We start from the raw sequence: 23402 nt of genomic DNA, 5'->3' as shown, positions 1-23402 counted from the left end.
TAGCCGTATTGTCGCATCGCGTCGGTCTGTTTTCGTAGGGGAAGGGCGAAAATGTCCGGCGGTTTGCCGTCTGTTCGTAAAAAAATTATAACTTTGTATGCATTTGATTTTTCAGATGCGGGGAAAACTAATCTTATCAAATCATAAAACTATGGCAAATAAGGAACAGAAGCTGTTCGCCGAATTTCCGCCGGTTTCGACCGAGCAGTGGGAATCGGTGATCGCGGTAGACCTTAAAGGGGCCGATTATGAGAAAAAACTCGTGTGGAGAACGGCCGAGGGATTCAATGTCCGCCCGTACTACCGCGCCGAGAATCTCGACGGCATCAAGTACCTCGGTTCGCAGTGCGGGGAATTTCCGTACGTACGGGGTACCGGGAAAGACAACAACTGGCGGATCGTCCAGACCATCGAGGTCGGATGTCCGAAAGAGGCCAATGCACAGGCTACCGTCCTGTTGACCAAAGGGGTCGAATCGATCGGTTTCGTGATCGGGGACAAGGAGTTTTCCGCAGCCGACCTCGATACGCTGCTGTCCGGGATTTCGGTAAAAAATACCGAGCTCGTTTTCAGCGGCTGTGCCACCAAAAAAGTAGCGGGCCTTTTTATCGATAAAATGGATAAGGAGGGAGTCGATCCCGAAACGGTGAGAGCCTCTTTCGTGCTCGACCCGATCGTCAAAAAGCTGACGCTGAAAGGAACGATGGCCTGCAAGAACGGGCAGTGCAAGGGTTTTGAGAATCTGGCGTCGCTGATCTCGAAGGGAGCCGCATACAAGAGGATTCGTTTTGTCAACGTCAGCGGCGAGATTTTCCATAACAGCGGTTCCACGATCGTGCAGGAACTGGCCTTTACGCTGGCTGCCGGCCACGAATACGTGGTGAAACTGATGGAGCAGGGCCTGAGCGTCGATCAGGTCGCTCCGGCGCTGCGTTTCTCGATGGCGATCAGTTCGAACTACTTCATGGAGATCGCTAAGTTCCGCGCCGCGCGGCTGCTGTGGGCCAATATCATGGCGCCGTACAATCCTTCGCGCGGCTGCGCAAGCAAGATGAAGGTGCATGCGGTGACCTCGAAATGGAACATGACCGTTTACGACCCGTATGTCAACATGCTGCGCGGCACGACCGAAGCGATGAGCGCCGCCGTATCGGGCGTTCATTCGATCGAAGTGCTGCCGTTCGACACGCCGTACGAAAAACCGACCGATTTTTCGGCGCGTATCGCCCGCAATGTGCAGTTGCTGCTGAAAGAAGAGTCGCATTTCAACCAGGTTTGCGATGCCGCCGGCGGATCGTACTATATCGAAAACCTGACCAATTCGATCGCCGAGCAGGCGTGGAACCTGTTCCGGCAGGTGGAAGAGAAAGGCGGTTACATCGCCGCGTTCGAAGCCGGTTTTATCCAGGATCAGGTCGAAGCTTCCGCCGCCAAAAAGAATTCGAATATCGCGACCCGCCGCGAGACGCTGCTCGGAACCAACCAGTTCCCTAATTTCAATGAAGTGGCCGACGAGGCGATTACCGAAGACGTCGTTACCGGGAAATCGACCTGCAAATGCGGTTGCGCGTCCCAGGCGGCAGACGGCGTACGTCCGTTGAAGCCGTACCGCGGCGCGATGGCTTTCGAACAGATGCGCCTGAAGGTGGACCGCAGCGGCAAACAGCCGAAGGCCTTCATGCTGACCTGCGGAGCGTTGGCTTTTGCCCGCGCCCGCGCGCAGTTCTCGTGCAATTTCTTCGCCTGCGCCGGGATCCGCGTGCAGGACAATACCTATTTCAAGAGCGTCGAAGAAGGCGTGAAAGCCGCATTGGAAGCGAAGGCCGAGATCGTGGTGATCTGCGCGGCCGACGACGACTACGCTACGCTGGCTCCCGAGGCGTTCAAGCTGCTCGGCGACAAGGCGATTTTCGTGGTTGCCGGGGCGCCCGCTTGCAAAGAGGAGCTCGAAGCACAAGGGATCAAGAACTTTATCAGCGTCCGCAACAACGTGCTCGAAACCCTCCAGTATTATCTTAAAGAACTCGGTATTTAAACAGGGATTGTCATGAGAGCAAAATTTTCAGATTTAAAATATGCAGGCGCCGCGGCAAAGTGCTGCAGCGCGAAAGGGTGCAAGGAAAACGAGCCCTGGGTAACTCCCGAGCACATCGCCGTGAAAGGAACCTATACGGCCGAAGACCTCGAAGGCATGGAGCACCTGAATTATGCCGCCGGTATCGCGCCGTTCCTGCGCGGTCCGTACAGTACGATGTACGTGATGCGTCCGTGGACGATCCGTCAGTACGCCGGTTTTTCGACCGCGGCCGAATCGAACGCGTTCTATCGCCGTAACCTGGCTTCCGGCCAGAAAGGGCTTTCGGTGGCGTTCGACCTCGCTACGCACCGCGGTTACGACGCCGATCATCCGCGCGTAGTCGGCGACGTCGGCAAGGCCGGCGTGTCGATCTGCTCGGTGGAGGATATGAAGGTGTTGTTCGACGGCATTCCGTTGAACAAGATGTCCGTCTCGATGACGATGAACGGCGCCGTACTGCCGGTGCTGGCGTTCTACATCGTGGCCGGTCTGGAGCAGGGCTGCACGCTCGACCAGCTCAGCGGTACGATCCAGAACGACATCTTGAAGGAGTTCATGGTGCGCAATACTTATATTTACCCGCCCGAATTTTCGATGAAGATCATCGCCGATATTTTCGAGTACACGTCGAAGAATATGCCGAAGTTCAACTCGATCTCGATCTCCGGCTACCACATGCAGGAGGCTGGGGCTACGGCCGACATCGAGCTGGCTTATACGCTGGCCGACGGTCTGGAGTACCTGCGAACGGGGGTTAATGCCGGCATGAGCGTCGATACATTCGCTCCGCGGTTGTCGTTCTTCTGGGCTATCGGCATGAATCATTTTATGGAGATCGCCAAGATGCGCGCCGCCCGTCTGCTGTGGGCGAAGATTGTCAAGCAGTTTGACCCGAAAAATCCGAAATCGCTGGCGCTGCGTACGCACTCGCAGACTTCCGGTTGGTCGCTGACCGAACAGGATCCGTTCAACAACGTGGCGCGTACCGCGATCGAAGCGATGGCCGCCGCGCTGGGGCACACCCAGAGTCTGCATACCAACGCGCTCGACGAAGCCATCGCGCTGCCGACCGATTTCTCGGCGCGTATCGCGCGTAATACGCAGATCTATATTCAGGAAGAGACCAACGTTACCCGCGCGGTCGATCCGTGGGCCGGTTCCTATTACGTGGAATCGCTGACCAACGAGATCGTGCACAAGGCCTGGGATTTGATCCAGGAGGTCGAAAAGCTCGGCGGTATGGCCAAAGCCATCGAAACCGGTATTCCGAAAATGCGTATCGAGGAGGCGGCCGCCCGCAAACAGGCGCGCATCGACTCGGGCAACGATACGATCGTCGGAATCAACCGTTACCGTCTCGAAAAAGAGGATCCGATCGACATTCTCGCCGTCGACAATACGGCTGTCCGCGAAGCCCAGATCAAGCGTCTGAACGAACTTCGCGCCAACCGCGACGAAGCGAAAGTGAAAGCCGCGCTGGCCGCTATTACCGAATGTGTTCGCACGAAGAAGGGGAATCTGCTCGAACTGGCCGTCGAAGCCGCCAAAGTGCGCGCGTCGCTCGGTGAAATCTCGGATGCCTGCGAAGAGGTCGTAGGACGATACAAAGCTGTTATTCGTTCAATATCAGGAGTATATTCAGCAGAAGTGAAAAACGACGAAAGTTTTGCGAAGGCCAAACAAATGGCCGAGCAGTTTGCCAAAAAGGAGGGTCGCCAGCCCCGCATCATGATCGCCAAACTCGGTCAGGACGGGCACGACCGCGGCGCGAAGGTAGTCGCTACCGGTTACGCCGACATCGGATTCGACGTCGATATGGGGCCGTTGTTCCAGACCCCGGCCGAAGCCGCCAAACAGGCCGTCGAAAACGACGTGCATGTGGTGGGCGTATCGTCGCTGGCCGCCGGCCACAAGACGCTCGTTCCGCAGATCGTCGCCGAACTGGCGAAGCTGGGCCGCGAGGACATCGTGGTGATTGTCGGCGGCGTGATCCCGCACCAGGATTACGACGACCTGTACAAAGCCGGCGCCGCCGCTATTTTCGGTCCCGGAACTCCGATCTCGACCGCTGCGATCAAGATCCTGGAGATTTTGAATGCCGAATAGGTTGTATGCATAGACGAGGCCGGGCCGTCCTTTCGGGCGGCCCGGTTTGTTTTGAGGGAGGAACGGGGCCCTTCCGGCCGGACCGAGAATCGACAATCGGTTCCGAGTATGGATTCCGGTGCGTCCGTCGAGGCTGCTTTGCCCACCTGTTTCCCCGAATAAAAAAGCGGCCGTCCGGAATCTCCGGACGGCCGCTTTCGCTTGCGGGAGCCCCTGCCTGTTTCCCGAACGGTTACTTGGCCGGAGCCCAGCAGGTCAGGTGGTTATTCGGCGTTACGACGGCGAATTTATAAAAACCGTCCGGGTTTGCGGAGAGGTCGTAGGTGAAACTTCCCGCGCCGGCTTTCACTTTGCCGACCTTGACCCACCGATCCGGCGAACCTTGTTTGAAGTTGTTGGAGCGGGCGGCGTATACGGTGGCCGTAGCTTTGTCGTTCAGGCTCGTCCATCCCAGTTCGACGGCGTTGCCTTTGCGGTCGATCCGGATGCCGGCGATGTCCGCCTTGCCGATAAAGGGCATCCCGTCCTGCTCCCACAGCACGTCCGTCGGAACTTCGAAGCCCAGGTAGCGGCAGATCGTCGGGGCGATGTCTACGATCGACAGCAGCGGAGCGGCGAAGTGCGCATTCGGCTGCACGTTCGTGGCGATCCACGAAGTGCGTTCGCGTTCGGACTGCCCGCCGTGGTGGTATCCGTCGGGGCCGCGTCCGTGGTCGGTCGTCACGATGAGCAGCCACTCTTCGTCGTAGTTGGCTTCGCGGTATTTCACGGCTTCCCGGATTCGTTCGACCTGCTTGTCGGCTTTCATCACGTATTCGTCCATGAAATCGCCGTTGCCGTAATAGTGTCCCGCGTCGTCCGTGTACCACAGGTAAACCCAGCTCATGTCCGGGGCGTCGTTGCGGATTCCTTCGGCGGCGGCTTCGGAGATCGCTTCGTCGATCTTGAAAATATGGAGGTCGTCTTTCTCTTTCGGGTAATTTTTCGTGTCGAGGTCGAGCCCGTCCGCGACGTAGTCGATCTTCAAATTGCCCGTTTCGGGAAGCCCTTCGCCGAGCAAGACGGTACGGTTGTCCGTCCAGCTCGAATAAAGCCCCGTTTTGAAATTTTTCTTCTGTTCCTTGGCGATCCGGAAAATCGACCAGTAATTATAGTCCGGTTTCGGAGAATTGTCCCAGACTTCGTGCTTGTTGGCCCAGGTGGCCGTCAGGATGCAGTTGTAACCGACGGCCGAAATGGTCGGCGTCTGGTCGTACCGGCCGACGGTTCCGCCGCAGTAGGCGCGCGAGTAACCGCCTTCGGCTGCGACGGCTTTGATGGCCGGCGGATCGAGCCGTTCGATCACGTCGGCCGGAATTCCGTCCAGAATAACGTATACCGCTTTTTTTGTTTTTGCGGAAAAAACCGAGAGCGGCAGCAGCAAGGCGAATGCAAAAGAAAGGAGGGTCAGTCGTCTCATAGTCCGTTTTTAAATATTCCGGATTCAAAGATACGAAAAAATGCGGCAAATATTTTTTGCAAACGGATGAAAGCGAACAGGAGCGGCTGCCGGTGGCGGTTCCGCGGGGCAATCATTCAGACGATCAGCCGCGAAAGTTTTTTCGAGATCAGCGTCCGTTCCTGGTTCAGAACCGAAATCTGGTGGGTGAGGGTGGCTTGTTCCTCCTCCGGCAGCGACTGGTCGGCCAGCTTCGCCCGCAGCCCGGCGATGATGTCGTCGATCACTTTCGACTTGTACAGGATCACGGCCCGCGGAACCGCCACCGGCAGCCGCTCCTGTTCGCTTTCGACGACGATGTCGAATTTTTTCCACAGTTTGCTGACCATGTAATTGTCGTCGTAGGTCAGCAGGTTTACCACGACATTGCTGACTTCCGGATCGGGGTGGTTGATGAAATGGTTCATGCCGATTCCTTCGCCGCTCTGTCGTAGCGTTTTGTATTCTTCGTATATTTTGTGCAGTACGGCGTTTTTCATCACGATGCCGTTCTGGTCGAGGTCGTTTATAATCACTTCGGCCACGTTCAGTTCGACGACCTCCTTTCCTTCGACGTACTCGAAGTCGTGCTCGCCGTACTTGAGCAGGTATTTGATCAGTTCGTTTTCCAGTTCTTCGATGCTGCTGCCCGCTTCGACTTGCGCTATGGCGGCCGGTTGGTTTTCCGTGCGCCGGCGGATGATTTCCTGGTTGCGGATAAATTCTTTGGCTTCGTTGCCGGCCGTGTGTTCGACGCGGCGCAGCGCGATCTCGCGCAGCAGGATCTGTTCGTCGATCTCCATTTGCCGCGAACATTCGCGCGTGTAGACCGAACGGGTGATGGCGTCCGGAATCACCGAAATGCTCTGCACGATGTCGGCGATCAACGCCGCCTTGCGCAACGGGTCGCCCGCCGCCTCGGCCAACAGCAACCGGGTCTTGAACGAGATGAAATCTTCTTCGTGCGACAGGATGAAATCGCGCAGTTCGGTCGCGTTGTGCTTGCGGGCGAACGAGTCGGGGTCGTCTCCGTCCGGCAGCAGCACGACCCGCACGTTCAGGCCGTCTTTCAGGATCATGTCGATCCCGCGCAGCGAGGCTTTGATGCCGGCGCTGTCGCCGTCGTAGATCACCGTCACGTTGCGCGTGAAGCGGCCGATCAACCGGATTTGCCCGTCCGTCAGCGAGGTGCCCGACGAGGCGACCACGTTTTCGATTCCGGACTGATGCATCGAGATGACGTCCGTGTAACCTTCGACCAGGATACAGCAATCCTGCTGCGTGATCGCCCGTTTGGCGAAATAGATTCCGTACAGGACGTCGCTTTTGTGGTAGATCTCCGATTCCGGCGAGTTCAGGTATTTCGCGACTTTCTTGTCGGTGCGCATCGTCCGGCCGCCGAATGCGGTTACGCGTCCGCTGATCCCGTGGATCGGGAACATTACCCGGCCGCAGAAACGGTCGTAATAGCCGCCCGTCTCGCGTTTGATCGTCAGTCCGGTGCCGACCAGGAACTCCTCTTTGTAGCCGTCGGCCAGCGCCTGCCGCGTAAAAGTGTCGCCGCCGTCGGGACAGTAGCCGAGTCCGAATTTCCGGATCGTGGCGTCCGAGAACCCGCGTTCGCGGAAATAGCCGATACCGATGCTTTGTCCTTCGGGCGTGTCGTGCAGCGTCCGGACGAAATAGTCGGCGGCATACGACGAGACGACCATCATGCTCTCGCGGTCGTCGTTGCGGCGCACCTCTTCGGGAGTCTGTTCGCGTTCGGCGACCTCGATGCCGTATTTGCGGGCGACGTATTTCAACGCTTCGGGATAGGTCATGTTTTCGTGTTCCATCACGAAGGTCACGGCATTGCCTCCCTTGCCGCAGCCGAAGCACTTGAATAGCCCCTTCGACGGCGAGACAACAAACGACGGCGTTTTTTCGTTATGGAAAGGGCAGCACGCCTGGTAGTTTATCCCCTTCTTTTTGAGGGTGACAAAGTCGCCGACCACCTCGACGATGTTGGCGGCGGCGAAAATACGGTCTATGGTTGCTTTGTCGATCATAGGGATAAACGGTGTTTCCGGAATCCAAAGTTACGATAATTTTCGGATTGTAGGATGCGGCGCGCCGGCCGGAACGCTCTAGCTGAGGTGTTCGATCAGGATTTTGACGCCGATGCCGATCAGGATCAAGCCGCCGAAGATTTCGGCTTTCGGGCCGAGCCGCGACGAAACGCGTTTGCCGATCTTCAGTCCGGCGGCCGAGATCAGGAAAGCCGACAGGCCGATCAGCAGCGCCGCGAGCAGGGTGTTGCCCTGCGGCGGTCCGTCGAACAACCTGATCTTGACCATCCCGAGGCTGAATCCGGTGATCAGCGCGTCGATGCTGAGCGCCACGCCGAGCAGCAGCGTATTGCGTAGCGATAACAGGTCGTTGCAGTTGACCGATTCTCCTTCGGCGGAAAGGCCCTCTTTGATCATCTTGCCGCCGACGATCGCCAGCAGCCCGAAGGCTACCCAGTGGTCGTAGTCGGCGATCAGCCGGCTCACGTTTTCGCCGAGGAACCAGCCGGCCATGATCATCAGGAAGTGGAAGATGCCGATGACGATCAGGAAACGCATCCGCTGCCGGTGCGTCGTGCACCCGGCGAATCCCAGCGACAGCGAGACGGCGAACGTGTCGAGACTCAATCCGACTCCCAACAGTAAGACCCCAAGTAAACCCATCCGGAAAAGTGCTAAATTTTATGCAAAAATAGCCATTAATTCCGGTTTTGTGAATAAACGGTACGACGTGACCGGATTTTTAAATCAATTCTTACCTTTGCACCATGGATTTCAAACTGGTATCGGAATACAGCCCCACCGGGGATCAGCCCGAAGCGATCGGGCAGCTCGTGTCGGCGTTGCGGGACGGTTGCCGGCACAATACGCTGCTCGGCGTTACCGGTTCGGGCAAGACGTTTACGATGGCCAACGTGATCGCCGCGCTGAATAAGCCGACGCTGATCATGAGCCATAACAAAACGCTCGCGGCGCAGCTCTACGGCGAGTTCAAAAACTTTTTCCCGGAAAATGCGGTCGAATATTTCGTCTCCTATTACGACTATTACCAGCCCGAAGCCTATCTGCCGACGACGGACACTTTTATCGAAAAGGATCTGTCGATCAACGAAGGGATCGAGAAAATGCGGCTCAGCGCCACTTCGTCGCTGTTGAGCGGCCGTAACGACATCGTCGTCGTATCGAGCGTGTCGTGCATATACGGGATCGGCAATCCCGAGGACTTCCACGCCACGTCGGTCGAGCTGAAAGTCGGCGATGTGATCAGTCGCAACAAACTGCTGTACGCGCTGGTCGATGCGCTCTACACCCGCAGCGAGAACGATTTCCGGCCGGCCACGTTCCGTGTAAACGGCGATACGGTCGATATTTTCGCCGCTTACGGCGAGAAGTGCTATCGGGTGGTTTTCTTCGATAACGAGATCGAGATGATCAGCCTGATCGATCCGGTGACCGGACAGCGGCTCGAATCGCTCGAACGCGTGATCGTGTATCCGGCCAATCTGTTCGTGACGACGCGCGAACGGGTCGAGCAGGCGATCCGGATGATCCAGCTTGATCTGGGGAAACAATGCGAGTTTTTCGAGTCGATCGGTAAGCCGACCGAGGCCCGGCGGCTCAAACAGCGCGTCGAATACGACCTGGAGATGATTAAGGAATTGGGTTATTGTCCCGGGATTGAGAACTATTCGCGCTATTTCGACGGGCGTTCGCCGGGCAGTCGGCCCTTCTGCCTGATCGATTATTTCCCGAAAGACTTTTTGTTGATTATCGACGAGAGTCACGTGACGATCCCGCAGATACGGGGGATGTTCGGCGGGGACAGTTCGCGTAAAAACAACTTGGTCGATTACGGCTACCGGTTGCCGGCCGCGTTGGACAACCGACCGTTGAAGTTCAATGAATTCGAATCGCTCGAAAATCAGGTGATCTATGTGAGCGCCACGCCGGCCGACTACGAGCTGATCAAATCGGAGGGTTCGGTGGTCGAACAGTTTATCCGCCCGACCGGGCTGGTCGATCCGCCGGTGGAGGTGCGTCCGACGCTGAACCAGATCGACGACCTGGTCGAGGAGATCGAAATCCGCGCCGAAGCGGACGAGCGGGTGTTGGTGACGACCCTGACCAAACGAATGGCCGAAGAGCTCTATAAATATTTCGACCGGATGGGAATCCGCTGCCGGTATATTCATTCCGACGTCGATACGCTCGAACGGGTGCAGATCCTCGACGATCTGCGCGCCGGATTGTTCGACGTGCTGATCGGCGTAAACCTGTTGCGCGAGGGGCTCGATCTGCCCGAAGTTTCGCTGGTGGCGATCATGGACGCCGACAAGGAGGGCTTTCTGAGAAGCGCGCGTTCGCTGACGCAGACCGCGGGGCGCGCGGCGCGAAACGTCGGCGGACGGGTAATTATGTATGCGGATAAGATCACCGATTCGATGCGGCTGTCGATACAGGATACCAACCGCCGCAGGGAAAAGCAGATACATTATAACAACCTGCACGGCGTGGTGCCGCGGCAGGCGATCAAGAGCGGCCGGGCGATCCTTTCCGGCGAAGCGTTGCAGGGCCGCAAAGGGGAAGGCGCGCTGTACGACCTGACCGGGGACCGCGGCTTTGCAGTGGCGGCCGATCCGGTGGCCGCCTACATGACCGAGCACGACCTTGAATCGGCGATCAAGATCGCCCGCGAAGCGATGGAAAATGCCGCTCGCGAACTCGATTTTGCCGCCGCCGCCGCTTACCGCGACCAGATGTACGCGTTGCAGGAAAAACAGCAAAACCTGAAAAAGAAATGACGTTCGCCCGGAGACTGACCCGCATCATCGATATTTTCTACCTGCCGCCGTTGCGGCGGCTGGTGCCGTTACAGACGTTCCGTTACGCGGTTTGCGGCGGGGCGAACATGGGGTTCGACCTGCTGCTTTATTTCATTCTTTACAATTTCGTGCTGGACAAGGAGGGCGTCGTGCATCTTGGCGACTTTGTCGCCGTTTCGTCGTATAACGCCGCCTGGATGATCGTTTTTCCGATCACGTTCTTCACAGGGTTCTGGCTGAACCGTCACATCGCGTTTCACGGTTCGCCATTGCGCGGACGCGTGCAACTGTTCCGTTACCTGATGAGCGTGTGCGGCTCGATCCTGTTGAATTATCTGTGCATGAAACTGTTCGTCGGCGTGATCGGGATCTATCCTACGCCGTCGAACGCCCTCACCAAAGCGATCTCGGTCGCTTACAGCTACCTGATGCAGAAATATTTTTCATTCCGGGGCTGCGTGGACGGCAATTGCCGCTGACGTCAGTAGAACAGGAACAGCATGGCGATCGTCCAGTAGACTCCGGCCCGGATCCAGGCCAGCGTGGCCGGCGGGATCTGCCGTGCGCCGAACCGTGCGGAGACCCAGTCGGCGACCAGGGCTACGATCGTGAAGATCGTAATCGCTACTGCTGCGAACGTCGTGCCGAGGATCAGGATGTCGATGCGCGGCGTCGCGGATGTTTTGTCGAGGAATTGCGGAAAAAACGCGAGGAAGAAAAGGATGATTTTCGGGTTCAGCAGGTTCATCGTGATTCCCGTCCGGTAGAGCTTGCCGAACGTGCCGGCGGATTCGTTTTGCAGGGTGGCCGTGCTGTCCGCGATGGAGACGGATGCGTCGTTACGGCTTCTGAGCGAAACGATGCCCATATAGATCAGGTAGGCGATTCCCGCGTAACGGATGGCGGCAAACAGGATCGGGGAAGAGGCGATGATCAGCGAGATGCCGAGCGCGGCCAGCGCCGTGTGTACGAACAATCCCGAACAAAGCCCCAAGGCCACCGCGATCCCCGTCTTACGTCCCTGGACGATGCTTTGGGCCATGACAAACAAAATATCCGGACCCGGCATCAGGGTCAGTAACGACGAGGCGACGATAAATTCGAGCAGTTTCATGTGCGGAGCGGTTCAAAATCCGCGGACGGCTATTTGACGCGCAATTTCTGTTTGATCTGCAACAGACTGTTCGGCTTGATCCCGTTCAGTGCGCACAACTTCGAGACGGTCGTCGAGTAATTTACCGCGATGTGCGACAGGGTTTCCCCTTTTTTCACATAGTGGTAGGTCGGCGCGGTTTGTTGCGGCGAGTTGTCTCTCTCGGCGGCTGTCGCGGGCGACGATTCCCGGGGGGCCGTTTTATCCGCCGGTTCGAGGGTCTGGGCAAAAATCGGCTGGTTGCCGTCGCTGTCCGGAATATAAGTCGTCGCGCGTTTTGTCGAGACGCGGATCGCTCCGCCCCGGTTATAACAGTAAAGAGTTTGGTCGCTGCGCAGGCAACGGTTGTCCGGATCGACGAGCAGCGTCGGATTGACCGGTTCGCTGGCGACGCGTACTTCGAAATGGACGTGCTCGGTGGTCGCCCGGCCGGTTCTTCCGGCCAACCCGATCGGGTCGCCGGCTTCGACGACGTCGTTCACCCGGACGAGATTCCGGGACTGGTGCGCATAGACGGTCTCGATGCCGTTGTAATGCCGGATCACGACGAGGTTGCCGTATCCGCTGTACGGTTTCGACATCCGCACGACGCCCGGCATCGCGGCCCGGATCGTGTCGTTCGGGATCGCCTTGATGTCGATACCGGTGTGGTTCGAACGTCCGCGTCGCCCGAACGGGGAGATCAGTTTTCCCGGATACGGATAACAGAATTCCGTCTCCAGCTCGCACAGCGGAACGACCAGTTCGCCCGATTCGGGGAACGGATTGTTATAACGCAACGGGATGCGGACGTTCGCGCTTTCGGTTTCGCCGAAACTCATCTCCGGTCGCGCCTTCAGCGGTTTGATCATCGCTTCCGGACGTTCTACGCCCGGAATTGCGCACACGTTGTTATCGGATTTTAAATTTTCAGAGAGCGAATTGCCGTCGGATTCGGATGTCCGTGCGGAAATATTTTCAGCCACGACTTCCGTTCCGGCCTTTTGCCGCTGCTGTTTTTTCGAACTGCCGAAAAACGATTTTACGGACGAACATCCTGAAAGTAAAATGGTTACGACAATAGACAAGATCAATGAACGCAGTCTCATACGGCGATTTGTTTTTTATGGCTATAAAAATAGGCATTTTTTTCGGGAAATCATAATTTCCGCGACGCCGGCTGCGGCCGGGCCCGTCGCGGCGGAACGAATTCGTCCGGATTCGCGCCGTTTCGAAAATATCCTCTATATTTGTATAATCTGTTTGATTTTTGCAGCTACTTACGCAACGATTAAAAATAACGATATGGAGACCGAAAAAACGAAATGCCTGATCGTCGGCAGCGGGCCGGCGGGTTATACGGCGGCGATTTATGTTTCGCGCGCGGGTTTTACGCCTATCCTTTACGAAGGGATGGCTCCGGGCGGACAGCTTACGACCACGACGCGGATTGAGAATTTTCCGGGATTCCCCGACGGGATCGACGGGGGCGTCCTGATGGAGAATATGAAGCAGCAGGCGATCAGATACGGGGCCGATATCCGGATGGGTGCGGTGACCGGGGTGGATTTCACGATGCGTCCGTTTCGGGTGACCGTCAACGGCGAGAAGCGGATCGAGGCGGAAGCGCTGATTATCGCTACCGGGGCGGAAGCCCGCTACCTGGGTTTGGAGTCCGAACAGCGGTTCCGGGGGATGGGCGTGTCGGCGTGCGCTACGTGCGACGGCTTTTTCTATCGGGGACAGGACGTCGTGGTGGTCGGCGGCGGCGATTCGGCCTGTGAAGAGGCGGCCTATCTCGCGACGATCTGCCGGAAAGTGTATATGATCGTGCGTAAGGATCGTTTCCGGGCGTCGAAGGCGATGCAGGAACGCGTGATGACCACGCCGAACATCGAGATCCGTTTCGAGACCACGACGCAGGAGGTGCTCGGCGACGATTCCGGCGTAACCGGGGTCCGCGTGCGCCGTGCCGACGGTCGGGAGGAAGAACTCGGCGTGACCGGTTTTTTCGTGGCGATCGGGCATCAGCCCAATACGGAGATTTTCAGGGGCTCGCTGGAACTCGACGACGAAGGATATATCAAAACGGCGCCGGGGAGTTGCCGCACGAACATTGTCGGCGTCTTTGCCGCCGGCGACGTGCAGGATCCGCATTACCGGCAGGCGATCACCGCGGCCGGGTCGGGGTGCGCCGCCGCGCTGGAATGCGAACGGTTCCTGTTGCAACTGTAAAAGGTCGGGCGATGATCGATCCGAACCGGATTTTTTCTGTCCGCGACGACGAAGAGTTCGACCGGCTGGCGCTGGAAGTGTTCCGCTTCCAGGCGGAGGCTTGTGCGCCGTACCGAGAGTACCTCGGCCTGCTCGGGATCGGGCCGCAATCCGTCGGGCGGGTTTCCGAAATCCCTTTTTTACCGATCGGGGTTTTCAAGAACCGTCGGGTTTATGCGGCCGACCGCGAGCCGGAGACGGTCTTTACCAGTAGCAGCACGACCGGTCAGACGCCGGCGAAACATTATGTCGCCGACCTGGAGCTTTACCGGCAGGCTTTTACGCGCGCTTTCGAACGGTTTTACGGGCCGGTCGGCGAGGTCGCCGTTTTTGCGTTGCTGCCCAGCTACCTCGAACGGGAAGGGTCGTCGTTGATATACATGGCCGACCGGCTGATCCGTGACGGGGCCGGCGGCGGTTTTTATCTGTACGACCACGAGGCCCTGTTGCGCGATATGCGGGCGTGTACGGCGCGGAAAGTGTTGTTGGGAGTGAGTTATGCGCTGTGGGATCTGGCCGAACGGCGTCCGGGACCGCTGTACGATACGGTGGTGATGGAGACCGGCGGCATGAAGGGACACCGCGAGGAATTGCCGCGCGAGGCGTTTCACGAACTGTTGTGCCGGGCGTTCTCCGTACCGTCCGTCCATTCGGAATACGGGATGGCCGAGCTGATGTCGCAGGCCTATTCCGCCGGCGAGGGCATCTTCCGGACGCCGTCGTGGATGCGGGTGTCGGTGCGTGATCTGAACGATCCGTTCTGCACGCTGCCTGCCGGGCGGACGGGCGGGATCAACGTCATCGATCTGGCGAACCTTTATTCGTGTTCTTTCGTACAGACCGAAGACCTCGGCGTCGTGTGCGGCGACGGGGCGTTCCGGATGTTGGGACGTATTTCGGGCAGCGAAATCCGGGGGTGCAACCTGCTGGTGCAGTGATCCGCGCCTTCCGGATCGGTCCGTACGGAGACCGTATCCGAAAGATTTCATTCGAATCGTGCTATGTATAAAAATCTGACCGATTATATCGGGGCGCTCGAACGGGCCGGCGAACTGGCCCGGGTCCGCGTGCCGGTCGATCCGCAGTTTGAGATTGCGGAATTGACCGACCGCGAGTCGAAGCGGCCCGGAGGGGGAAGGGCCCTGCTGTTCGAAAATACCGGGACGGCGTTCCCCGTGCTGACCAACATGATGGGTTCCGACCGCCGGATCGCGATGGCGCTCGGCGTGGAACGGCTCGGAGAGCTTACCGAGCGGATCGACGCGCTGTTCGGCGAATTGACTTCGCCGAAGCCGTCGCTGATGGACAAGTTGCGTATGCTGCCGGTGCTGGAAAAGATGTCGCGCTGGCTGCCGCGCAACCGCGGCGGGCGCGGAGCCTGCCAGCAGGTCGTGCTGACAGGCGAAGAGGCCCGTCTCAGTCTGCTGCCGGTGCTCCGGTGCTGGCCGCACGACGGCGGCCGCTTCGTGACCCTGCCTCTGGTGAATACGGTCGATCCGGACAGCGGCGTGCGCAACGTGGGGATGTACCGGATGCAAATCCTGTCGGAGCATACGACCGGAATGCACTGGCACCTGCATAAGACCGGCGAGCGCCACTACCGCAGGTATGCGGAGCTGGGACGGCGAATGCCGGTGGCGGTGTGTCTGGGCGGCGATCCGGCGTACACTTATGCTGCGACGGCGCCGATGCCCGATAACATGGACGAGTACTTGCTGGCCGGGTTTCTGCGTCGCCGTCCCGTCGAACTGGTGCGCTGCCTGACTTCGGATCTGCGGGTGCCCGGAGACTGCGATTTCGTGATCGAGGGCTATGTCGATCCGGCCGAGCCGAAGACGACCGAAGGACCTTTCGGCGACCATACCGGTTTCTATTCGCTCGAAGACGCTTATCCGGTGTTCCACGTCACGGCCGTTACGCACCGCCGGGGCGCGGTCTATCCGGCGACGATCGTCGGCGTGCCGCCGCAGGAGGACGCTTACATCGCCAAGGCTACCGAAAAGATTTTCCTCGCGCCGATCCGCCGGGCTATGCTTTCGGAGGTCAGGGATCTGTATATGCCCGTGCAGGGTGCGGCCCATAACATTGCGGTCGTCGATATCGTGCGGAACTATCCGGGGCAAGCGTTGAAGGTCGCTTCGTCGTTGTGGGGCGCGGGGCAGATGATGTTCAACAAATACATGGCGGTCGCATCGTCTGGCAGGGACGTCCGCGATCCGGAGGTGTTGCGGCAGTTGCTGCGCCGCGTGCGCGTTCCGGAAGACGTCGTGCTGTCGCGCGGGCCGCTGGATGTGCTCGATCATGCCGCTCCCCGGATGGGGCTCGGCGGAAAACTGGCCTCGATCTGACCGGGGTCGATCCGGACGGCGCCGTACCGCCCGTCGGACTGCCGCAGCGGTGGGAAAACTGTTGCGGCGTGGAGAGGGCGGACGATTCGCTGTGCGCGTCGTGGGGCGTGTTGCTGCTCTATGCCGCCTCGTCCGTCGTACCCGATGTTCCGGCGTTTCTGCGACGGAACGGGGTCTCGGACCTGCCGCTGGCCGTCCTGTTGGATGCCGGGGCCTACGGATTTTCCTACGGGGATCTGCTGTGGCTCGCTTCGTCGAACTGCGATCCGTCGCGCGACGTGGCGTTTTCCGGCGGCACGGCGATTTTCGACGCCCGGACGAAAGCCGGCGGAGTGAATGGGTTCGCGCGCCGCTGGCCGAACGTGGTGGCGTCGTCGCCCGAAACGATCGCGCGGGTCGACGCCCGCTGGGAGGAGTACGGACTCGGGCCGCGGACGGAGTCCCCGTCGTTGCGCTACCTGAAACTGCAACGGCGCGCGTCCGCCGAATACTGAATCCGATGAAAGAGCGTCTGAAAGCGTTGCTGAAGGCCTGGACGACCTGCTCCGGCCGCGAAGGGAGGCGGATCCTGCTGCTGATTCCGTTGCTGGTGCTGATCGCGCTGCTGTTTCTGTGGCAAGGCAAACCCCGTTTCGAGCGGAGTTTCACGATGTACGGCGATCGGGCGCTCGATTCGTCGTATCGGGCGAAAAATTCCCGTGCGCGGGCGGCTGAGTACCGGACGGATTCCGTCCGACCGTTTCTTTTCGATCCGAATACGGTCGATCGGGACGGGTTGTTGCGTCTGGGTTTTTCGCCGAAACAGGCCGACGGCATCGTGCATTACCGGCAGGCCGGGGCCGTTTTCCGTACGGCCGCCGACTTCGCGCGCTGCCGTATGGTTTCCGACCGGAAGTTCCGCGAATTGTCGCCTTATATCGCGATCCGCGCAGGAGGAAATTTTTCGAAACCGGAGACGGGGACGGATTCCGTCCGGGAGGGGCGGATTCCGGCGCAGAATTCGCTGTTTCTTTTCGATCCGAACACGATCGACCGGGACGGGTTGTTGCGCCTGGGCTTTTCGCCGAAACAGGCCGACGGCATCGTGCATTACCGGCAGGCCGGAGCCGTTTTCCGCACGGCCGCCGACTTCGCGCGCTGCCGTATGGTGTCGGCCGACCGCTACCGAAAACTGGAACCCTATATCCGGATTGATTCGGTTGTCGGGCGCCGTGAAGAACTTCTGGAGAAGCGCGGTGCGCCGGATTCGGTTTCCGGCCCGGTCGAGCTGAACGGAGCCGATTCGGCCGCGTTGGTCGCGGTGAGGGGGATCGGGCCGCTGACGGCCGGCCGAATCGTGCGTTACCGCGAACGGCTCGGCGGATTCGCCCGGATCGGGCAGCTACGCGAGATCGAGGGGATGACCGATGAAAATTATCGCCGCATTTTGCAACAAATTTGGGTAGACAGTAGTAAAATTCAAAAAATTGATATTAACTTTGCACTCCCGTTGCAGTTGAGGGATCATCCTACCTGCCGGAACGAGTTTTAAACCGGTTATTGAAATACCGACAATTAAAAGGAGGTTGGCGTAGTATAAGAGATTTGACAGAGCAACATATCATTTCGGAGCAGCAGGCTGAGAAGCTCTCTCCGTATCTCTGTTTCAGAGTGCAGTAAACCCGCGCGGGAGCGTCGGTTTACACCGATTTACGAATTTTGATTACTAAAAAATTTAAAACCATTTTTGCAAAATGATTATCATGCCGATCAAAGAGGGCGAAAACATTGAACGCGCACTCAAAAAATTTAAAAGAAAATACGAAAGAACCGGTGTGCTGAAAGAACTCCGTCGCCGCCAATATTTTACGAAGCCGTCCATTACGGCGCGTGAGAACAAGCTGCATGCGATCTACGTCGAGCAGTTGAAGCGGGAGGAAGAATAGTACGCGTGTTTTTATCATAAACGAGACCGTCCGGAACTACGTTCCGGACGGTTTTTTATTTACCTTTACGGCAATGGACGAATTCCTGACATACCTGCGCGCCGAAAGGCGTTATTCGGAACTGACCGTGAAAGCCTATGGAGACGACATCCGCCGCTTCGCTCGGTTCTGTACGCGGGACGGGGCGGAACCGTTCGACCCGGCGCGGGTGACGGCCGACGATCTGCGGGCTTGGATCGTCTCGCTCGGCGGCACGGAAAAAATGGCGGCACGGAGCATCAACCGGAAAATCTCGTCGGTAAAGGCCTATTTTCGCTACCTTCGCAAGCAACGGATCGTTGAATCGGATCTTTTCGCGCATATCACGGCGCTGAAAACGCCGCAGCGACTGCCGTCGTTCGTCGAAGAAAGCCGGATGCAGCGCATCGTCGCATCGCTGATGCAACCATCCGACGATTTTTCTACGGAACGGGACGCCGTCGTGGTGCTGTTGTTTTACGCGACTGGCATCCGTCTTGCAGAACTGACCGGTATACGGACGGAAGATTTCTCGGACGGATACCGGACGTTGAAGGTGAGGGGCAAAGGAGATAAGGAGCGGATCGTCCCGGTGATCGAGCCGGTAGCCGCGCGGGTACGGCATTATCGGGAGCTGATCGAAGCGCAAAATATTTGTAAAAACGGAAATAATTTCTTAATTTTAACGCAACAAGGAAAGCCGATCGGGCGCAGTGAAGTGTACAATGCGGTGCATGAGGTGCTGAAAGGAGCGGGCGTACAAGGCAAGAGCAGCCCGCATGTGCTGAGGCATACGTTCGCCACTCACCTACTGAACCACGGGGCCGATATCCGAGTGATTCAAGAGCTGCTCGGACACGCCAGTCTCGAAACGACGCAGGTGTACACGCACAACAGCATCGAGAAGCTCAAAGAGATCTATAATCACGCCCATCCGAGGGCTAAAAAAGATAAGGAGGATAATTATGAAAGTGCAGATTCAATCCGTAAAGTTTGATGCCGACCAGAGACTCGTCGACTTCATTCAACACAAAATGGACAAAATGGATCGGTTTGTTGAGGGTGTTCTCTCCGCGCAGGTAAACCTGAAAGTCGACAAAGACGATGAACTGGGCAATAAAGTGGCCGTCGTAAAAATGGATGTCGCCGGCAGCGAATTGGTTGCCGAACGTCGTTGCAAAACTTTTGAAGAAGCGATCGATCAGTGTCTCGACGCTATTAAAAAGCAGATCGATAAGTATAAAGAGAAACACCGTTAGAAAAAACGGACGATATCGTGGCCGTCCCTCCGGATTCCGGGGGGACGGTTTTCGTTTCTGCAGTAAAATCCATATCTTTGTGCAAACGGTTGCATAAGCCGGATGCCTCGCGTATGAGACTAACTTGAATCCGATATTATGAAAAACGATCCGCTGAGATTTTTACTGGTTTTCGCCTGCGTTTGCGGGTGTTCCCGCGCTGTCGGGACCGTCCGTCCGTCGGGGAACGATCCGGAAGCGGTAGCGCCGGTACGCTGGGCCCGGTTCGATCCGGCTCCGGTAAGCGGGAGGTTGGAAGACCGCGTGAGAACGATTCTGTTGAACAGCAACAAATATGCGCTGAACAAGTGGTACGACCAGGTGAAAAAATTGGGAGGCCAGTCGGGCGAATACCTCAATTTCGGCGGGATCCGCGAACATCATATCCGTCCGGTGGCCAGCGAAGCGCTCGCGTTGGCCGTGTCGTTGAAATTCGGGGTATACGATCCGGCGGTTACCGGCGTTTCTGAAACAGAAGCGGTCGCCAAGGCGGTGCGAATGACTGCCTCGCTCGCGGCGCGGCATCGGGTGAATGCCGGCGACAAAGGCTGGGGACACGAGTGGCAGAGCGCGCTGTGGGCCAGTTTCGCCGCTACGGCGGGTTGGCTGCTGTGGGACGACCTGACGCCGCAGGATCGGGAGCTGGTACGCCGGATGGCCGTCGACGAGGCCGACCGGCTGATCGACTACGAGGTTCCGTATTACAGGGATGCGAACGGGAAAGTGGTCTTCAAGGGGGACAGCAAGGCCGAGGAAAATTCGTGGAACTCGACGATTCTGGTGATCGCCGCCGCGATGATGCCGGAGCATCCGCATTGGAAGGGTTGGTACGATAAGTCGGTCGAGTTGCAGCTTTCGGCCTACGCCGCACCGCAGGATTTGCGCAGTAAACGGAAGATCAATGGTTTCAGACTGAACGAAATCCTGCGCGGCAGCAATGTGGATGCTTACGGAATCGTGGTCAACCACAATATCCTGCATCCGGATTACATGACCGCTTTCATGCACAACGGGTACAACGCTTGGATCTGGCGGTTGGCGGGTCTGCGGATGCCGCGGGCGACGGTTTACAACGGCGATTTACTGTACCGGACGCTGGCGCTCCGCCCGGTCGGCGACGGTCGCACGATGTACGTGCGCGGCGATAAAGGGGAGGCGACTCCGCAGATTTACTACCCCGAAGGCAACGACTGGGGGTACGGCCGCCAGGCGAATTTTCTGATGATGGACGTGATGGCGATGGCTTTCGGCTGGGACAAGGGTTTCGACGTCCCGGCGTCGGCCTGGGCGGACGTGCGGGCGCAGGAGATGTTGCGGATGCAGGCCCGCGATACGACGGGACAGTATTACCAGCAGCGGCAGGAAGACTTTTATCCGTCGCGCGAGGAGTGGGTCGCCTACCATGCGGCGTTCTGCTACCTCGGCCTGTGGATGAAAGATCGCGGACTGCACCGCTTTACGGACGGGAAAATCCGCTGATCCGCAGTTTCGTACAAATTCTTCCGACTGTTTTGGAAGAATGCGAACTATTTGCCTAACTTTGTACCTGTTTAAAAGAGAGATTATGGCAAAAGGAAAAAAGACCTCCGGCAAGGAAAAAGGTCTGTACACCGATCCCGCAACGCTGATCATGGAGCTGTTCCGCACGTTGCCGGACAAACGTTATTCGGTGAAAAGTCTGAGTGCGGCCGCCGGAGCCGCGACCCGGGAGCAGAAAGATCAGGTGCGCGCGATCGTGCACGACTTTCTCAGGCAGGGAGTGATCCGTCAGGTATCCGAGGGAAAATACAGCCTCAGCGGTTCGCAGCGCGAAACGGTCGAAGGAACGGTCGATATGACCTCTTCGGGCGCGCTTTACGTGATCGTCGAAGGGATGGACAAGGATGTTTACGTCAATGCGTCGCGCGCCGGACATGCGCTGCACGGCGACCGGGTGAAAGTGGCCATTACGCGTAAGGGGCGCGGCGGAAATCCCGAAGGGGAGGTCGTCGAAGTGATCGATCGCTCGCCGAAAAAGTACGTCGGCGTGGTCGAACGTTCCGACAATTTCGCTTTCGTGCATGTCGATAGCCGTAAGATGGCGCACGATATTTTTATTCCCGAACGTTCGCTGAACGGTGCGAAACAGGGACAGAAAGTGCTGGTCAACATTGTCGGCTGGCCCGATACGATGAAGAGTCCCGAAGGGGAGATCGTCGACGTGTTCGGCACTCCGGGGAACAACAATACCGAAATGCATGCGATTCTGGCCGAATTCGATCTGCCGTACAGTTATCCGCAAGAGGTCGAACAGCAGGCCGAGAAGATTCCCGATACGATCGATGCGAAGGAGATCGCCCGCCGGCGCGATATGCGCGGCGTGACGACCTTTACGATCGACCCGGCCGATGCGAAGGATTTCGACGACGCGCTTTCGATCCGGCGCCTGCCGAACGGTAATTTCGAAGTCGGCGTACACATTGCCGACGTGACGCACTACGTGCATCCGGGCGATATGATCGACGCCGAGGGACAGTCCCGCGCCACGTCGGTCTACCTGGTCGACCGAACGGTGCCGATGCTGCCCGAACGGTTGTCGAACGGACTGTGCTCGCTGCGCCCGAACGAAGAAAAACTGTGTTTCTCGGCGATTTTCGAGCTGAGCCCCGAAGCCGAAGTGCAGCAGGAATGGTTCGGGCGGACGGTGATTTATTCCGACCGCCGGTTCACTTATCAGGAAGCGCAGGACGTGATCGAAACGGGACGAGGCGATCTGTCCGACGAAATCCTGCTGCTGAACGACCTGGCTCAAAAGTTGCGCGCCGAGCGTTTCCGCAACGGTTCGATCAATTTCGAGCGCGACGAGGCGAAGTTCGAACTGGACGAGAACGGCAAACCGCTGCGCGTTTATTTCAAGGAGATCAAAGAGTCGAACCAACTGATCGAGGAGTTCATGTTGCTGGCCAATCGCAAGGTGGCCGAATTCGTAGGCCGCAAGCGCAAAGGAGTGCAGAACAGCGATCGCACGTTCGTATACCGGATTCACGACAAGCCCAACACCGATAAAATGGCGCAGTTCCGCAGTTTCGTAACGCGGTTCGGCTATCAGATGAAGGCGCAGGGAAACAAGGCCGTGGCGAAGGAGATCAACCGGCTGATGAAGAAAATACACGGCCGTAAGGAAGAGAACATCATTTCGACGTTGGCGATCCGTTCGATGGCCAAAGCGACCTATTCGACCGACAATATCGGGCACTACGGGCTGGCGTTCGACTATTATACGCATTTTACTTCGCCGATCCGTCGTTATCCGGATATGATGGTGCACCGTTTGCTCGCGCACTACCTGGCCGGCGGAAAGTCCGAGGATAAGGAGTATTACGAACGCCTGTGCGAGCATTCGTCGGCGATGGAGGTGCGTGCCGCCGATGCCGAACGGGCCTCGATCAAGTACAAAATGGTCGAATTCATGCTCGACAAGCTCGATCAGGAGTTCGACGGCCATATTTCGGGCATTACCGAGTGGGGCATTTACGTCGAGTTGGAGGATACGAAGATCGAAGGGATGGTCGCGCTGCGCGACATGACCGACGATTTTTACGTGTTCGACGAGGAGAATTACGCGGTTCGCGGGCGCGAGCACAAGCGGACGTTTACCCTGGGCGACGAAGTGCGCATCCGCGTGACGCGGGCCGATCTGCAACGCAAGCAGCTCGATTTCGACCTCGTGGCATCGTATGATTTCGATACGAAAGAGGCGATTCGGGTCGAATAACGGCGCGGGAAGGCGCGCGGTTCCCGAAACGGAACGCAACGCAAACGGCCGGAGCGATATCGCTCCGGCCGTTTGCGTTGCAGGCGGTTTTGTCCGGTTTTCCCGGTCGTCCGTCAGATT

19 protein-coding genes are annotated in these 23402 nt (G+C 58.0%); 14 read left to right on the top strand and 5 right to left on the bottom strand.

Going from position 1 to position 23402, the window contains the following annotated elements; genetic code table 11:
• Positions 1–151 precede the first annotated feature (151 nt).
• Together DW082_RS01415 and scpA are read left to right on the top strand one after the other, a co-directional pair.
• Positions 152–2035, top strand: a complete 1884-nt coding sequence (locus DW082_RS01415; RefSeq protein WP_101571758.1) for a methylmalonyl-CoA mutase family protein — start codon at positions 152–154, stop codon at positions 2033–2035.
• A gap of 12 nt (positions 2036–2047) precedes the next feature.
• Positions 2048–4183 carry a methylmalonyl-CoA mutase gene (scpA, locus tag DW082_RS01410; RefSeq protein ID WP_118457016.1) on the top strand — a complete coding sequence of 712 codons (2136 nt, stop codon included), beginning with the start codon at positions 2048–2050 and terminating at the stop codon, positions 4181–4183.
• Positions 4184–4415: 232 nt separating this feature from the next.
• Here the strand turns inward: scpA and DW082_RS01405 are convergent, their stop codons facing one another.
• The 3 genes from DW082_RS01405 to DW082_RS01395 all read right to left on the bottom strand — a co-directional run bounded on the left by DW082_RS01405 (position 4416) and on the right by DW082_RS01395 (position 8374).
• The gene (locus DW082_RS01405; protein ID WP_055202521.1) at positions 4416–5642 is read right to left on the bottom strand and encodes an alkaline phosphatase family protein; all 1227 of its coding nucleotides are present in this window, start codon (positions 5640–5642) and stop codon (positions 4416–4418) included.
• Between the two features lie 116 nt (positions 5643–5758).
• Positions 5759–7711 carry a DNA primase gene (gene dnaG / locus DW082_RS01400; RefSeq protein WP_118457014.1) on the bottom strand — a complete coding sequence of 651 codons (1953 nt, stop codon included), beginning with the start codon at positions 7709–7711 and terminating at the stop codon, positions 5759–5761.
• A 78-nt stretch (positions 7712–7789) separates the two neighbouring features.
• Positions 7790–8374: a manganese efflux pump MntP family protein gene (locus DW082_RS01395; protein WP_118457012.1), complete on the bottom strand. Its 585-nt coding sequence runs from the start codon at positions 8372–8374 to the stop codon at positions 7790–7792.
• A 104-nt stretch (positions 8375–8478) separates the two neighbouring features.
• Between DW082_RS01395 and uvrB the strand changes: the two genes are divergently transcribed.
• Both uvrB and DW082_RS01385 read left to right on the top strand, forming a co-directional pair.
• Entirely contained in the window at positions 8479–10512 is a 2034-nt protein-coding gene (gene uvrB / locus DW082_RS01390) for an excinuclease ABC subunit UvrB (protein WP_055202515.1), read from the top strand.
• Complete coding sequence (locus tag DW082_RS01385) at positions 10509–11012, top strand: GtrA family protein (protein ID WP_055202513.1); 504 nt, start codon at positions 10509–10511, stop codon at positions 11010–11012. Before uvrB ends, DW082_RS01385 begins: the two co-directional genes overlap by 4 nt.
• A gap of 2 nt (positions 11013–11014) precedes the next feature.
• Here DW082_RS01385 and DW082_RS01380 read toward each other — a convergent pair whose 3' ends face one another.
• Entirely contained in the window at positions 11015–11647 is a 633-nt protein-coding gene (locus DW082_RS01380) for a LysE family translocator (protein ID WP_118457010.1), read from the bottom strand.
• A gap of 29 nt (positions 11648–11676) precedes the next feature.
• Positions 11677–12774, bottom strand: a complete 1098-nt coding sequence (locus DW082_RS14405) for a peptidoglycan DD-metalloendopeptidase family protein (protein WP_153497792.1) — start codon at positions 12772–12774, stop codon at positions 11677–11679.
• A gap of 196 nt (positions 12775–12970) precedes the next feature.
• Between DW082_RS14405 and trxB the strand changes: the two genes are divergently transcribed.
• The 10 genes from trxB (at position 12971) to rnr (ending at position 23282) form a co-directional block, all read left to right on the top strand.
• Entirely contained in the window at positions 12971–13900 is a 930-nt protein-coding gene (trxB, locus tag DW082_RS01370; RefSeq protein ID WP_101572049.1) for a thioredoxin-disulfide reductase, read from the top strand.
• 11 nt (positions 13901–13911) lie between these two features.
• The gene (locus DW082_RS01365) at positions 13912–14877 is read left to right on the top strand and encodes an acyltransferase (protein WP_101571750.1); all 966 of its coding nucleotides are present in this window, start codon (positions 13912–13914) and stop codon (positions 14875–14877) included.
• Between the two features lie 63 nt (positions 14878–14940).
• Positions 14941–16287: a menaquinone biosynthesis decarboxylase gene (locus DW082_RS01360; RefSeq protein ID WP_259335454.1), complete on the top strand. Its 1347-nt coding sequence runs from the start codon at positions 14941–14943 to the stop codon at positions 16285–16287.
• A 68-nt stretch (positions 16288–16355) separates the two neighbouring features.
• On the top strand, positions 16356–16781 hold the full coding sequence (locus tag DW082_RS14820; RefSeq protein ID WP_259335453.1) for a hypothetical protein: 426 nt from the start codon (positions 16356–16358) through the stop codon (positions 16779–16781).
• A gap of 5 nt (positions 16782–16786) precedes the next feature.
• A complete protein-coding gene (locus tag DW082_RS01355; RefSeq protein ID WP_118457008.1) occupies positions 16787–17818 on the top strand; it encodes a helix-hairpin-helix domain-containing protein in 1032 nt (343 codons plus the stop codon).
• 202 nt (positions 17819–18020) lie between these two features.
• Positions 18021–18212, top strand: coding sequence for a 30S ribosomal protein S21 (gene rpsU / locus DW082_RS01350; RefSeq protein WP_055202501.1), 192 nt, complete (start codon positions 18021–18023; stop codon positions 18210–18212).
• A 73-nt stretch (positions 18213–18285) separates the two neighbouring features.
• Positions 18286–19227 (top strand): tyrosine-type recombinase/integrase, encoded by a 942-nt coding sequence (locus tag DW082_RS01345; RefSeq protein WP_055202499.1) that lies wholly within the window; start codon positions 18286–18288, stop codon positions 19225–19227.
• A complete protein-coding gene (gene hpf, locus DW082_RS01340) occupies positions 19196–19489 on the top strand; it encodes a ribosome hibernation-promoting factor, HPF/YfiA family (protein WP_055202497.1) in 294 nt (97 codons plus the stop codon). Before DW082_RS01345 ends, hpf begins: the two co-directional genes overlap by 32 nt.
• Positions 19490–19627: 138 nt before the next feature.
• Complete coding sequence (locus DW082_RS01335; RefSeq protein ID WP_118457006.1) at positions 19628–21007, top strand: hypothetical protein; 1380 nt, start codon at positions 19628–19630, stop codon at positions 21005–21007.
• 85 nt (positions 21008–21092) lie between these two features.
• Positions 21093–23282: a ribonuclease R gene (rnr, locus tag DW082_RS01330; RefSeq protein WP_118457117.1), complete on the top strand. Its 2190-nt coding sequence runs from the start codon at positions 21093–21095 to the stop codon at positions 23280–23282.
• Positions 23283–23402 lie beyond the last annotated feature (120 nt).

This window comes from Alistipes sp. AF48-12, from assembly GCF_003477565.1.
GTDB classification, from domain to species: domain Bacteria; phylum Bacteroidota; class Bacteroidia; order Bacteroidales; family Rikenellaceae; genus Alistipes_A; species Alistipes_A hominis.
Note: the sequence above shows the minus strand (reverse complement) of the source record. Positions and strands in the feature narration are given on the sequence as shown.

Bases quoted from the DNA above. Each gene is read 5' to 3' on its own strand.
- DW082_RS01415 (WP_101571758.1), top strand. From the start codon at position 152: ATGGCAAATAAGGAACAGAAGCTGTTCGCCGAATTTCCGCCGGTTTCG.
- scpA (WP_118457016.1), top strand. From the start codon at position 2,048: ATGAGAGCAAAATTTTCAGATTTAAAATATGCAGGCGCCGCGGCAAAG.
- DW082_RS01405 (WP_055202521.1), bottom strand. From the start codon at position 5,642: ATGAGACGACTGACCCTCCTTTCTTTTGCATTCGCCTTGCTGCTGCCG.
- dnaG (WP_118457014.1), bottom strand. From the start codon at position 7,711: ATGATCGACAAAGCAACCATAGACCGTATTTTCGCCGCCGCCAACATC.
- DW082_RS01395 (WP_118457012.1), bottom strand. From the start codon at position 8,374: ATGGGTTTACTTGGGGTCTTACTGTTGGGAGTCGGATTGAGTCTCGAC.
- uvrB (WP_055202515.1), top strand. From the start codon at position 8,479: ATGGATTTCAAACTGGTATCGGAATACAGCCCCACCGGGGATCAGCCC.
- DW082_RS01385 (WP_055202513.1), top strand. From the start codon at position 10,509: ATGACGTTCGCCCGGAGACTGACCCGCATCATCGATATTTTCTACCTG.
- DW082_RS01380 (WP_118457010.1), bottom strand. From the start codon at position 11,647: ATGAAACTGCTCGAATTTATCGTCGCCTCGTCGTTACTGACCCTGATG.
- DW082_RS14405 (WP_153497792.1), bottom strand. From the start codon at position 12,774: ATGAGACTGCGTTCATTGATCTTGTCTATTGTCGTAACCATTTTACTT.
- trxB (WP_101572049.1), top strand. From the start codon at position 12,971: ATGGAGACCGAAAAAACGAAATGCCTGATCGTCGGCAGCGGGCCGGCG.
- DW082_RS01365 (WP_101571750.1), top strand. From the start codon at position 13,912: ATGATCGATCCGAACCGGATTTTTTCTGTCCGCGACGACGAAGAGTTC.
- DW082_RS01360 (WP_259335454.1), top strand. From the start codon at position 14,941: ATGTATAAAAATCTGACCGATTATATCGGGGCGCTCGAACGGGCCGGC.
- DW082_RS01355 (WP_118457008.1), top strand. From the start codon at position 16,787: ATGAAAGAGCGTCTGAAAGCGTTGCTGAAGGCCTGGACGACCTGCTCC.
- rpsU (WP_055202501.1), top strand. From the start codon at position 18,021: ATGATTATCATGCCGATCAAAGAGGGCGAAAACATTGAACGCGCACTC.
- DW082_RS01345 (WP_055202499.1), top strand. From the start codon at position 18,286: ATGGACGAATTCCTGACATACCTGCGCGCCGAAAGGCGTTATTCGGAA.
- hpf (WP_055202497.1), top strand. From the start codon at position 19,196: ATGAAAGTGCAGATTCAATCCGTAAAGTTTGATGCCGACCAGAGACTC.
- DW082_RS01335 (WP_118457006.1), top strand. From the start codon at position 19,628: ATGAAAAACGATCCGCTGAGATTTTTACTGGTTTTCGCCTGCGTTTGC.
- rnr (WP_118457117.1), top strand. From the start codon at position 21,093: ATGGCAAAAGGAAAAAAGACCTCCGGCAAGGAAAAAGGTCTGTACACC.